This is a genomic window from Leptospira noumeaensis, from assembly GCF_004770765.1.
Classification (GTDB): Bacteria; Spirochaetota; Leptospiria; order Leptospirales; family Leptospiraceae; genus Leptospira_A; species Leptospira_A noumeaensis.
In genome coordinates this window covers 1-12520 of sequence record NZ_RQFK01000033.1, presented here as the reverse complement: position 1 = coordinate 12520, position 12520 = coordinate 1, and the positions used below count along the sequence as shown (strand labels likewise).

Below are 12520 nucleotides of genomic sequence, written 5' to 3'. Positions count from 1 at the left end.
ATGGTTACTTTGGAAAAAAATCTTCCGGTTGAGACTTTAAAGTTTGGATGGTTGCAGGAATGAGAGACTGACCTAGCCCAAGCCAATAATAATACCAACTATCATCTTTTTCTATCCCTTGTGCCACAGACATATACCATTTGTTGATATTATTGTCTGGTTTACTGCGCCAAAAAAGAGGTCGGCAATGTTCTAAAATTTGATCCCAAATGTCTCGACCGACACCGGCACCTCTTGCCACTCCATTGACGGCAAACTTAGAAAGTAAAAACCCTTGTTCTGTTTTTTGTAACCAAGCGCAGGCCCTATAGGATTCTTCTAAAAATAACACATCAAATTTAGTTTTGTAAAATTCAGGTTTTAAAGGTTTTCCAAAGGATTCTTCAATGAGTTGGAAAACTCTTGGCATATCAACTTCATCAGTGGAATGGCAAACTCGGATTTTGTTTTTTCGCTTAACGAGTGTTCCGCTACCTTTGACGGTAAAAAGTTCTGTAAGCAAAGTAAATGGGGAAGTGAGAACAATACTAAATTTTGGATCTTCAATTTTTGACAAAAGATCCTCAGAAAGTTGGATGAATTCATTCTGTGATCTAGATAAAGCAGTGCCCTCGGGTAAAGATAACCTAGAATCACTTTGTAAAATGGATTTTACCTTGTTTGTATTTGGATCTTTCAGTGGTCCATCAATAGAAACATAAATTACTTTTGAGGAATGGAGGATGGAACGACAACGGTCCAAAAGAGAGGAAAGTTTTTCTGAGTCATCGTCCCAAAGTAGAATCGGAATTTTTTTCTGACGAATGCTATTTGCGACTTCTTCTTTGAGTGGTTTGTTTCGGTCCACAACTTGGTAAGAAAAACCAAGACTTCTTTCTCCATCTAAATTCATTTGTTCGAGTGGGAAAAAAACTTTTAAATATTGAAAACTGTCAACCTCTAAAACAACAAAGGGAAAAAGATCCAGTTGGTAGAGAAGTTTTAAGTCAGAAAATAAGGCTTCGGAACTATTAAAAATGGTTTCTGAGTCTGCATAAAGGATGGCAAACGATTCAGGAGAAAGAGATTGGAATTCCTTTAAGAAAAGAAGTCCATCTCTTGGATCTCTAGTGATTTCAAAGACTCGGCTGAGTACGTCTTTGGAATTCATTTCCCCCCACGGATCTCATAATCCACAATTTTTGCTTTTAGGTTTGCATGTTTCAAACTTAAATGTGCATTTTCTTTCAGACCAAATTTTCCTAGAAGGGAAAAGTCACCGCTAAGGACTGTAAACTTCCAACCACCAAATTCATTTTTGATGACCTTTCCAAATTGAAAGTACATCTCTTTTAGATCTTCCATTGGCTTTCCAATCCGATCTCCATACGGAGGATTGGTAACCACATGGCCTTGGCTTCCAAAATTGTTTTTTAAGTCCAAACAGTTGCCGACTTCAAAGGTAACAAAATCTTCGACACCTGCCTCATAAGCATTTTCCTTTGCGATACGAACGGCTTCTGGGTCCACATCAAATCCAAAAAGATGGGGAGCATTTGGTTTTTCCATTTTCCTTTCAGAAAATACATAGGTAGGAAAAAGGATTTGAAAGACGGGGGATTCAGCAAATAGAAACCGATTGATTTCTCCATACAATCGTTCCCTAAGCGCCGCCTCAATGAGGATGGTTCCTGACCCACACATGGGATCTACCAAAGTATTTCCTTCTTTCCATCCGGAAATTTCGAGCATGGCCTGTGCGATCGGTTCTCTGACTGGGGCGTTTCCAGCAAAAAGTCGATATCCACGTCTTCCTACTGGATCTCCCGAGAGAGAAAGTTCAATGCTGAATTTGTCTGTATGGGATCTGACAACAATAGTTACATCTGCCATACGTTTTTCAATTTCAGGAAGGGGGATCTTTTTACTTCGCAGTCGATCTAACACCGCATCTTTCATACGATGCATAGTAAATTCTGAGTTTTTTAATTTGTCTTTGGTTTCAGCATCAATCCGAAAACTAATTTCTGGACAGATGTATTTTTCCCAAGGTAACTCGCAAGCTTTGGCGTAAAACTCGTCATAAGTATCTGCATTTTCATGTAGCAACTGTAAGTTGATGCGAGAAGCAAATTTTGTATGAATGGCAAACTGAATGACATCTTCTTTTTTTCCAGAGAAGAAAACACCACCTCGGTTGGAACTGTTAATTTTGAGATGGTGTGTTTTTAATTCAGATTCCAAAAGCGAAGAAAGACCTTCTCCGCAAATGGCATGGTAAGTGGGGTGAGTAGGTTTTATTCCGAGTCTCCTAGTTTTTGTGACAAGTAGTTTGGAAGGCTGATGGAATCAATGATGGATTTTTGTGTTTCAATCCAATCGATATGTTCTTCTTCGGAAACTAAGATTTTTTCTAGGAGTTCACGAGTTCCATTGTCTTTCGCTGCTACACAGATATCAATCCCACGGTTGAGTCTTTCCACCGCATTGTATTCCAATTGTAAATCATGATCCAACATTTCGGGAACTGTTTGGCCTACGTTTATTTTTAGATACTTTTGTAAATCAGGGATCCCATCAAAAAACAGAATCCTTTCGATGATTTCATCTGCATGTTTCATTTCTTCAATGGATTCTTTTCTAAGGTAATCGGCAAGTTCCAAATACCCCCAATTTTTACAGAGTTTTGCATGTATAAAATACTGATTGATGGCTGTGAGTTCAGCCGCTAGAACTTCCGCTAAAATGTCGATTACTTCTTTCTTTCCCTTCATATGGGTAGCCTCATTTTCTCTCTTCAATTGGAAAGATAATTGGTTTTCATAGAATAGGCAAGCCTAAACTATATTCTAATGAAGAAAGTTTACATTCACAATCCATCATTGAGTGTATTCGGAAAACACAAAGGATCACAACTAAATTTGTCCTTTGCGACCGCAAAACAATCTGTACATGAGTTTCAATCTCACAAAATTCAGTTCATTATTTACGCTAGTTTTTCGCCTGATTCTTATAACAAAGAATACCATCTTTCTGCTAAACTCCCTGGATTACTTGGCCTTCGTGATGTATATTCCATTCGTATGGAAACTGCATCTTCATCTGGTGCTTCTGCCTTTCAATTGGGAGTGAATTTGATTCTCAGTGGAAGATACGACCATGGACTCGTTGTGGCAACAGAACTTATGAGCCAGTTGAATCGGGAAGAAAGTAATCTTTTGTTAGGTTCTGTTCTTTCTGATACACAACGAAATTTGGGGATGTCCATGGCACAAGGTGGAGCCATGATCACTCGTAAGTATTTAAATGATTACGGATATAAAGATGAGGATCTTTTTGCCATCGCAAAGAAACTCCATGACAATGGTCTCTTAAATCCTAAAGCACATATCAAAAAGAATTTAACTTTGGAAGAATACCAAAACCAAACGAAAATTGCAAGTCCCTTAGGTTTGTATGATATCTCACCTTTGTCGGATGGATCGGCAGCCCTTATCCTTTCCAAAGACCCAAGTTCCATTTCAGTCAAAGGAATGGGTTCAGGAACCGCACCGTTTCTCACCTCAGCCGACCCGAGTTTTCTTGCCAATCGAATCGCTTTTGAAAAAGCCTATGCGGAGGCAGGTGTGAGTCCCAATGATATCGATTTTGCAGAATTACACGACGCATTCACTCCCTTTGAACTTGTGGGAGCCGAAGATGCGGGATTTTTCAAACGAGGAGAGGCCTTGTTTCAGGTAAAGGCTGGTCTAACACATCCCAAAGGAAAAATACCTATCAATTCCTCTGGTGGGCTTAAATCACGAGGCCATCCAGTTGGTGCTTCTGGCCTCGCACAAATTGTCGAACTTTGCCGGTTCTTTGAGGAATGGCCTGAAAAGCGGTTGGCAGTAGCACAAAGTATAGGTGGACTTGCTACAAACAACTTTGTGTCGATATTAGAACGAGACTGATGCCCGAAAAAATACTGATCATCCAAACTGCCTTCCTCGGAGATTTAATCCTATCTACTTCGTTTTTCCATGCGGTAAAAACGGAACATCCAGGAGCAGAAGTCCATGTACTTGTGAATGCAGGTACAGAATCTGTATTGGAAAACAATCCTGATTTAACTAAAGTTTGGTCATTAGATAAAAAACGGGTGAAAAAGAATTTTTTTGCGTTTTTGCATTTTGCAAATTCCTTAAAAAAAGAAAATTTTAGTAAGGTATACTCTGCGCATTTTTCCTTTCGTTCTAGTTTACTTTCTTACTTAAGTCGTGCCCCCATTCGGATTGGATATAAGGAATCAGGATTCTCATTTTTACATACAAAAACAGTTTCGCGACCAAAACAAGGTCCACATGAAGTGGAAAAACTTTTTTCCTTATTATTTGATGAATATGATTTTCCAAAAGGTAGAGAACGAAGGCCTTATTTATTTCCAGGGATACTCGAAGAAGAATCCTTTTTATCCAAAAAAAAGGGAATCCTTTCGAATGAAGAAGGATACATTTTAATTGCACCATCATCCCTTTGGGAAACCAAACGAATGCCGGAAGAAAAATTTGTAAGTGTCATCACTCAAATTTTACGCAAAAGAAAAGAAACTGTGATTCTCATCGGTAGTAAGGCAGATTTGGAAATTGAAAATACAATCTTTCGACTGATGAAAACAGAACCATTGGAACTAAAGGAAAGAGACCGATTGTTTTCTCTCGTGGGAAAAACAAATTTGAAAGAACTTATGGTTTGGATTCGAAATGCAAATGCCATCATTTCTAACGACTCTAGTCCCATTCATTTTGCCTCCGCATTTAATACTCCGACCGTGATGCTCTACGGGGCAACCATCCCAGCCTTTGGATATGGAAGCCTTTCCGATAGACATAAAATCATGGAGGTAAAAGGTTTAAATTGTAGGCCTTGTGGAATCCATGGCGGACGAATTTGTCCAGAGGGACATTTCCGCTGTATGTTGGACCAAAACCCTGTGCGGATTTTTGAAGCTTTAGAGGAAGTCATCTCAAATGAAATTACCTGATAAAAAAACAAAAGAATACAACAATAAATTATACCGCAGTCGGATTGTTAACATTCAAAAAAAGTTAAAATCTGGTGAGATCTTTCTTTTATTTGCGGCAAACCATAAAATTAGAAATAGAGATGTAGAATATAAATTTCGCCAGAATTCTGATTTTTATTATCTAACAGGGATTACAGAAGAAGATTCTATCCTTGTCATTACAAAAGATGTGTCTGGGATGTTTTGTTTGCCCAAAGACAAAGAAAGGGAAATTTGGACAGGGATCAGGCTTGGAAAAGAAAAAATCAAATCTATGTTAGGTTTGGATTTTTCTTATGACTTAACTGATTGGGAAAAAGAAAGACCTGCCATTCTGATTGGTAACCATACCTTGTATTATTTTTTCGGTGAAAATCCCGACCGCGACCGGGAACTCATCACCGAATGCCGAAATCTTTCCGAAAGGGCAAGGGAAGGAAAGTTCGGACCTCATCGCATAGAACACCCCAATTTTTTACATGAAGAAAGACTCACTAAATCCAAAGAAGAAATTGCCATTTTAAAAAATGCAGCCGAAGTCACAAAACTTGGCCATATGCGCATTATGCGAGAAAGTAAACCTGGAATGTATGAATACGAATTGGAAGCACTCCTCGACAATGAGTATTTGAAATACGGATCGATTGGTGGTGGTTATGGCCATATTGTGGCTTCTGGAAAAAATGCCTGTATCCTTCACTATGTCAGTAATGATGATATTTTAAAAGATGGTGATTTGGTTCTTGTGGATTCGGGTGCAGAGTGGAATTATTATACTGCCGATGTGACTCGTGTTTTTCCTGTAGGTAAAAAATTTACCGAGGCCCAAAAAACTATCTATGAAATTGTTTTGTATGCGCAAAAAAATGCCATTCGTAATTCGATTGCCGGAACTCCCTTCAATGAAGTTCACGAAAAAACAGTAAAATTTCTCAGTGATTGTTTAAGAGAAATGGGGTTTTTAAAAGGAAGTTTGGAAGAAATCATAGAGAAGGGTACTTACCGAAAATTTTATATGCATCGTACGGGACATTACCTGGGGATGGATGTACATGATGTGGGAAGGTATTTTTTAGAAGGAAAGTCAAGGCCACTTAAGGATGGTCAGGTGGTTACTGTAGAACCTGGGCTATATTTTGATCCAACGGACGAATCCATTCCGAAGGAATTTCGTGGAATTGGAATCCGTATCGAAGATGACATTCTCATTCATGGAAAAACACCTATCAATTTGACCGAGTCCATTCCGAAAGAAATTTCAGAAATTGAAGCATTAAAGGCATAATGTTTTTCGTTTTATTCTGTTTGCCGAAATTTTATGAGTAGAGAACTTCCCAAACGGTTTCGTTCGGTTCGGTATTTCGATCGGATTAGTTCGGAAATTGCAGAGATTGTTCGGTTGGAAATGGAAAAGTTAGGATACCCGGGACTCACCACTTCCCATTTTGAAATCCTCACATTTCTATTGCGTAGTAAAATTCCTATCAATATGACACAAATTGCCAAAACCATTGAAAAAACAAAACCGACTTGTACAGTGCTTGTGAATAGGTTAGTGAAAGAAGGTCTTGTGGAACGAAATCCTTCCCCGAGTGATGGAAGGGAGTGGGCTCTCCTTTTGTCAAAGGATGGGAAAAAAATACGAAAAAAAATTGTGACTATCTCTGCGAAACTTCTTTCATTACAAACTTGGGGAATTTCTAAAGAAAACGAGGATACTTTATATCCTATCCTCGAAGTCATTTACAAACACATTCGGAATAAAAAAGAAAATTAATCCAAAGATAGCTTATGTTTAAGAAGTAAAAACAGGCCTTCTCACTTGAACGGATGCAGAAATTCCTTCTTGTGCATCTTTTGATTGGATACTTTGAATGGTTGCTTCGATATCAGGTTTGATCAAAGCCAATATGTTTTTTTGAACATTCAAAATTCCTGATTTTGTATCCTTCATTGCAGACAAAGAATTTTTCTTTAATTTTGTTTGGAGGGATTTTGATTTTTTCTTCAAATCTTCTTCTGTTCCCGCGATTTCTTCAAACAAACTAGGCATTTCTTTTGCTTTGAATGCATCTCCAAGGAGCACATGGCGTTTGGCCGCGTCATATCCTATTGCTTCACCAAGAAGTGCATAAATAAAGGAAGGAACTTGGATTCCAATTTTAACTTCCGGTAATCCAAATCGGATGTCTTCCGTCGCATAACGGTAATCACAAACAAGAGCAAGCATAGCACCATAACCCAAAGCATGTCCGGAGATTTCTGCGATTGTGGGCACGGGAAGTGTGAATAAACTTTCTAAGTTTTCATAGAATAAACCGAGGAAAGCCGCAAGGTCTTTTGACATATCCATTGTACTGACAGTGGTAAGGTCAAGACCAAGCGAAAAACTTCCAGGAGAATCACTTTTTAAAACAATGGCTTTGGAGTTTGATTCTTTTGCTGTTTGGATGGTTTTTTTCAATTCCAAAAACGATTCGTTAGAAAAACTGTTCTTGTCATTGATGCCCAATCGGATAAATCCGATTCCGTCTATTTGTTCGAATGAAATCATTGGAATCCTCTGGAAAATGGTTAGATATCTAACTATTAAAATTGGTCAAAAAACAGGCAAGATTATTTTTTATTATTTGGAATTTAATAGGTAGGTTCTAATGACTTCTTTCATTACGGAAAGACCAACAGGAAGGGCATCTTCGTCAAAATCAAAAAAAGAACTGTGGTGAGAGTGGACAAAACCTTTGGCTTCGTTCCGAGATCCAATAAAAAAATAACAACCAGGCCGTTCCATAAGAAAGGCTGAAAAATCTTCCCCACCCATGGTTCTTGTATTTTCTTCTGTAAGACAATTTTCACCCAAAACATTTTTTGCAGCAGTTCTCACAATGTCCGCCATAGCTGGGTCATTGATGGTTGGTTTGTCAACGCGGTTGTATTCGAAATCGATACTTGCTCCAAATCCAGCTGCCACTTGGCTCACAAGGGATTCCATTCGTTTCGGAATCATTTCATAAACAGATTTTGAATAGGTTCTAACGGTTCCGTGTAGAACTGCCGTTTCAGGAATGACATTAAAAGCATTTCCCGAATGAAAGGAACCCACAGTCACCACACAAGGCTCAAGTGGATCTACATTTCTGGAAACTAAAGTTTGTAAGGAAGTCACTAAATGAGAACCAACTACAATCGGATCCACCGTATGTTGCGGGATGGCTCCATGTCCAGAAGTTCCTTTGACAGTGATTTTGAATTCATCAACGGATGCCATCATGGTTCCGTTCACAACACCAACTTTCCCTAAATCAATATGGTTCCAAACATGGAGTGCAAAAACAGAATCCACTTGGTATCTTTCTAAAATCCCGGAGGCAATCATTTTGTCTGCCCCGGAACCACCTTCTTCTGCAGGTTGGAAACAAAGTAGAACTCGACCTTTAGGAACAAAGTCAGAGAAAGCTGCTTTTAGCTCGGACGAAAGAGCCATAAGGATGCTTGTATGTCCATCATGGCCACAGGCATGCATCTTTCCTGGGTTTTTACTTTTGTATTCGTGATTGTTTTCTTCGTGGATCGGCAGGGCATCCATATCTGCGCGGACGAGGATGGTTTTTCCGGGAATCCCAGAATCAAATAAAGCCACAAGCCCAGTTTCTGCAATCCCTGATTCCACTTGGAATCCTAAAGATTCTAAATGTTCCTTCACAAATGAAGCAGTTTCCTTTTCCTCATATTTGAGTTCCGGAAACTGGTGGAAGGTTCTTCTGTAACGAACCATCTCTTCTTTTCTGTGTGAAGGAAGGGCTTTCATAATTTATCGGTTTCTAATTTGGCTCTTTTTTCGACCTCTTCCAAAATGGAATAGAGATCGAGTCCATACTTCTCAAAGAGAGAATTTTTTGCCAACTCGTAACGAACTAAATTGATATTAAAATTAATTTTTGCCTGTGTTACCGCAAGTTCCGCATTCGCCAAACTATCGAGGGCATTCTTTACGTTAACAGCCGTGTAGCGACCTTGACGAAACCTTTCCATAAGCCCATTGTAAAAAATTTCAGTTTCTTTTCTTGTTTTGATCAGATCCTTTAGGAGGGCGTGACTTGAGACAAGGGCTTCATAACGGTTGTCAATTTCTTGGGAAATTTCTTGTTCCAAGTTTTGGATTTTCATCTCGTTTACTTTGAGATTGGTTTCCGCATCCCGAATTCCTGCTTTGATTCCTAAATCCCAAAGGGGATAAGACATCTTTAGTTCAGCAAGAATTTGTGGGTAATTCCAAGATGTAATTCCTCTTTGGCGAGCAATGAAATTGTCCTGAGGAGAAATGAAATTTTGACCAATGGAACTATAAGAGAATGTAGCAAGAAGTGATGGATCGTCTTCCGCAAGGGCTGTGTTTAAAGCCAATTTTGCTATTTCCCTTTCTCGTTTTAAAATGAGATAATCGGTTCTTCTAGAAAGTGCATACTCTTTGTCTGCCTTCAGATTGATTCCAGTTGGTAAAGTTTCACTAAGATCAGTGACACCCTCAATAGAAGATCCAGTGTCTACATTGAGAATACGCACTAAATTTCTTTCTGCTTCAATCCGATCTACTTTTGATTTTGCTAAAAGAGATTGGGTTTTAAGATAAGCTTGGTTCCATTGGTTGACTTCAAATCCTTCTGAAAGGCCAAGACCTGTCTTGCGTAAGGTCAATCTACGAATTTCTTCAGTGTTTTTAGATACTTTTTCGTAAGTAGCAATTTGCGAGTCTACGATGCTAAGTGACCAATAATCCACTAGAATCTTTACCACTAGTTGCGTTAGGATATTGATATAGTTTTCACGAACAAGAAGGGTTTGGTTTTTTAAAAGTTTTTCCTTATCTTCTTCGTTTTTACCAAAACCATATTTAAGCAATTCTTGCGACAGAGTGACAGAGAGTGCTCCAGTGTACATCGGTGGAGCTGCAAGTAAACTTCCAAATCCACTTTGTGAAGCAGGATCTTCAAAGGCATTTACGTCATAACGAATCGTACTGATTTCTGTTTTGAAATAGGTTCCCGTTTTGAACTGTTTCTCAACACCTGCTGAGATTTTATCTTGGGATCGAATCGTTCCGGCAAAGATGTTGTTCCGGTTATTTGGAAAAAGTTGTTTGGAAGACTGGATACTGGCAAGAGCCTTCCAAGTGTATTTGGATTCATTTTTCCATTCGGGACTGTCTGCTTTGACAATTTCCAGTTTGGCATTTTGAACAATCGTATTGTTCTCGATGACTTGCTCAATGGCTTGGGAGATGGTGAGTCGTAGTTTTTTCGGACCATTCGCCGCCTGGAGCGATTCGGGAATGGTGTTGCCGTTTTCCCACTGGGAAAGCTGCATCCGTTTGACATCCTCTTCAAAGTCTGATTCCGCAAAAATAGGGAAACTTAAAAGACTAAAAGATATTAACCAGCTGGTCAACTTTCGAGGACTTATAAAAAAATACGGGGTAGAAATATTGTGACTGTTCAATGGAAACTTCTTAAACCCCTTACAGAAACAAGATGAAAAAATCAATCTTGTCAAGCAACCTAAAATGTAAAAAGCTACGTGGAGAAACCTTAGTTTCTGGGAGAACATTGTGGCAAATCTGTCGAAAAAACCGAATCGTCTGGTTCATGAAAAAAGTCCTTATCTGTTACAACATGCACACAATCCCGTAGATTGGTTTCCCTGGGGCACGGAAGCTTTCGAAAAAGCCAAAAAAGAAGATAAAATCATCCTTTTGTCCATTGGGTATTCGACTTGTCACTGGTGCCATGTGATGGAACGGGAATCCTTTGAAGATGATTCCACAGCAGAAGTCTTAAACCGTGATTTCGTATGCATCAAGTTAGACAGGGAAGAACGACCAGACATAGATAAAATTTATATGGACGCACTGCACGCTATGGGAACCCAAGGGGGTTGGCCTCTCAATATGTTTCTCACCCCGACAAAGGAACCTATCCTTGGGGGAACATACTTTCCTCCGGAAAATCGCTACGGAAAACGCAGTTTCAAAGAGGTTCTCCGTTTGGTATCTGAGGCTTGGAAGAACCAAAGAGAGGAACTGATTACAGCTGCTGGCGACTTGACACAGTATTTACGTGACAATGAAACAAGACCCAATGAAGGAAAAGTCCCAGCCCAAGACATTATAGATAAAAATTTTGAACGATACCTCCAAGTGTACGATAAAGAGTTTTTTGGGTTCAAAACCAATTCTGTAAATAAATTTCCACCCAGTATGGCTCTTAGTTTCCTTACGGAATTCTACTTACTTAAAAAAGATCCAAGGGCCCTCGAGATGGCTTTTAACACAGCTTATGCCATGAAATCCGGTGGGATTTATGACCAAGTGGGCGGAGGGATTTGCCGTTATGCGACAGACCATGAGTGGCTTGTGCCACATTTCGAAAAGATGTTGTATGACAATTCCCTCTATGTAGAAGCACTTTCTTTATTGTACAAGGCAACGGGAGAACCTTTCTTTTTAGAAGTGATCCGGGAGATTGTGAACTATATCCGTAGGGATATGACCTTAGAATCGGGCGGGATTGCCAGTGCAGAAGATGCGGATTCCGAAGGGGAAGAAGGAAAATTCTACATTTGGAACCACGACGAATTTTTATCTCTCGTGGCCTCAGAAGAAATCCAAGGGTTTTGGAATGTCACTGAAGAAGGAAATTTTGAACACCAAAACATTTTAAACGTGTATTGGAAGGGAAAAAATCCATATGCAGAAGGAATCCAATTCACTCCTGAATTTTTAACCAAACTTACGGATGCCAAAAATAAATTACTCGTCCATAGAAACCAAAGGATTCGTCCACTTCGGGATGATAAAGTTCTCACTTCCTGGAATTGTCTTTGGATTCGTGCTCTTTTGTCAGCTTATGAGGTTTCGGGGGAGGATGAGTATTTAAACGACGCCAAAAAGATTTATCAATTTATCGTAAAACAACTTGTAGGTGATGATGGATCTATCCTTCGAAGATTCAGAGAAGGAGAAGCCAAATACTTTGGTACCCTTCCGGATTACGCAGAATTCATTTGGGTTTCGATGAAACTCTTTCAATTGGATGGAGATTTGTCTGCATACCAAAAAGGAAAAAAATCATTGGATTATGTTTTTTCCAATTTTGAATCAAAGGTTGGACCTTTTTACGAATCCTTTCATGGAAACGAAGATTTAATAGTCAGAACCATCGAAGGTTATGATGGGGTGGAACCATCAGGAAATTCTACCATCTTACATCTGTTTCATCTTTTGTTTTCTTTCGGATTCAAAAACTACGATTTGGAAAAAAAGGCAAATTCCATTTTTTCCTATTTTCTTCCTGAACTCACACAAAATTCACTCAGTTATCCTTCGATGATTTCGGCATTCCAAAAATTCCAATACCCCTCCAAGGAAGTTCTAGTGGTGTATAGAGACAAAGACCCTAAGGAAGTTGGATCCATTCGAAAAAAATTGGCAGCTTTAAAGGA

The 12520-nt window shown here is 39.1% G+C and carries 11 protein-coding genes; 5 read left to right on the top strand and 6 right to left on the bottom strand.

The annotated features are described in order from the left end of the window. Positions 1–4: 4 nt before the first annotated feature. The 3 genes from EHQ24_RS16835 to bfr are packed head-to-tail and all read right to left on the bottom strand — an operon-like array spanning position 5 to position 2753. Entirely contained in the window at positions 5–1150 is a 1146-nt protein-coding gene (locus EHQ24_RS16835) for an acetylglutamate kinase (protein WP_135602795.1), read from the bottom strand. Beyond that, a complete protein-coding gene (locus tag EHQ24_RS16830) occupies positions 1147–2250 on the bottom strand; it encodes a THUMP domain-containing class I SAM-dependent RNA methyltransferase (protein WP_425270100.1) in 1104 nt (367 codons plus the stop codon). Before EHQ24_RS16830 ends, EHQ24_RS16835 begins: the two co-directional genes overlap by 4 nt. A gap of 26 nt (positions 2251–2276) precedes the next feature. Continuing rightward, positions 2277–2753, bottom strand: a complete 477-nt coding sequence (bfr, locus tag EHQ24_RS16825; protein WP_135602793.1) for a bacterioferritin — start codon at positions 2751–2753, stop codon at positions 2277–2279. Positions 2754–2831: 78 nt separating this feature from the next. On the opposite strand from bfr, the gene EHQ24_RS16820 reads away from it, so the two are divergent. From EHQ24_RS16820 to EHQ24_RS16805, 4 genes are read left to right on the top strand one after another with little or no spacing between them, the layout of a single operon-like run. Beyond that, a complete protein-coding gene (locus tag EHQ24_RS16820; RefSeq protein ID WP_135602792.1) occupies positions 2832–3932 on the top strand; it encodes a thiolase family protein in 1101 nt (366 codons plus the stop codon). Then, positions 3932–5002 (top strand): lipopolysaccharide heptosyltransferase II, encoded by a 1071-nt coding sequence (gene waaF / locus EHQ24_RS16815; protein ID WP_135602791.1) that lies wholly within the window; start codon positions 3932–3934, stop codon positions 5000–5002. Before EHQ24_RS16820 ends, waaF begins: the two co-directional genes overlap by 1 nt. Further along, positions 4989–6308 carry an aminopeptidase P N-terminal domain-containing protein gene (locus EHQ24_RS16810; protein WP_135602790.1) on the top strand — a complete coding sequence of 440 codons (1320 nt, stop codon included), beginning with the start codon at positions 4989–4991 and terminating at the stop codon, positions 6306–6308. Before waaF ends, EHQ24_RS16810 begins: the two co-directional genes overlap by 14 nt. A gap of 33 nt (positions 6309–6341) precedes the next feature. Continuing rightward, complete coding sequence (locus EHQ24_RS16805; protein ID WP_135602789.1) at positions 6342–6800, top strand: MarR family winged helix-turn-helix transcriptional regulator; 459 nt, start codon at positions 6342–6344, stop codon at positions 6798–6800. Between the two features lie 18 nt (positions 6801–6818). On the opposite strand, the gene EHQ24_RS16800 is transcribed toward EHQ24_RS16805, so the two are convergent. From EHQ24_RS16800 to EHQ24_RS16790, 3 genes are all read right to left on the bottom strand, one after another. Continuing rightward, positions 6819–7577, bottom strand: coding sequence for an enoyl-CoA hydratase/isomerase family protein (locus tag EHQ24_RS16800; protein WP_135602788.1), 759 nt, complete (start codon positions 7575–7577; stop codon positions 6819–6821). A 72-nt stretch (positions 7578–7649) separates the two neighbouring features. After that, positions 7650–8834: a M20 metallopeptidase family protein gene (locus tag EHQ24_RS16795; protein WP_208725852.1), complete on the bottom strand. Its 1185-nt coding sequence runs from the start codon at positions 8832–8834 to the stop codon at positions 7650–7652. Further along, a complete protein-coding gene (locus tag EHQ24_RS16790) occupies positions 8828–10387 on the bottom strand; it encodes a TolC family protein (RefSeq protein WP_135603121.1) in 1560 nt (519 codons plus the stop codon). The genes EHQ24_RS16795 and EHQ24_RS16790 overlap by 7 nt, the downstream gene beginning before the upstream one ends. A gap of 241 nt (positions 10388–10628) precedes the next feature. Between EHQ24_RS16790 and EHQ24_RS16785 the strand changes: the two genes are divergently transcribed. Then, a partial coding sequence (locus EHQ24_RS16785) for a thioredoxin domain-containing protein (protein ID WP_135602786.1) occupies positions 10629–12520 on the top strand: 1892 nt, incomplete at its 3' end.

What these genes read in the sequence shown, in the direction of transcription:
- EHQ24_RS16835 (WP_135602795.1), bottom strand. Translation starts at nt 1,150, where the DNA reads ATGAATTCCAAAGACGTACTCAGCCGAGTCTTTGAAATCACTAGAGAT.
- bfr (WP_135602793.1), bottom strand. Translation starts at nt 2,753, where the DNA reads ATGAAGGGAAAGAAAGAAGTAATCGACATTTTAGCGGAAGTTCTAGCG.
- EHQ24_RS16820 (WP_135602792.1), top strand. Translation starts at nt 2,832, where the DNA reads ATGAAGAAAGTTTACATTCACAATCCATCATTGAGTGTATTCGGAAAA.
- waaF (WP_135602791.1), top strand. Translation starts at nt 3,932, where the DNA reads ATGCCCGAAAAAATACTGATCATCCAAACTGCCTTCCTCGGAGATTTA.
- EHQ24_RS16810 (WP_135602790.1), top strand. Translation starts at nt 4,989, where the DNA reads ATGAAATTACCTGATAAAAAAACAAAAGAATACAACAATAAATTATAC.
- EHQ24_RS16805 (WP_135602789.1), top strand. Translation starts at nt 6,342, where the DNA reads ATGAGTAGAGAACTTCCCAAACGGTTTCGTTCGGTTCGGTATTTCGAT.
- EHQ24_RS16800 (WP_135602788.1), bottom strand. Translation starts at nt 7,577, where the DNA reads ATGATTTCATTCGAACAAATAGACGGAATCGGATTTATCCGATTGGGC.
- EHQ24_RS16790 (WP_135603121.1), bottom strand. Translation starts at nt 10,387, where the DNA reads ATGCAGCTTTCCCAGTGGGAAAACGGCAACACCATTCCCGAATCGCTC.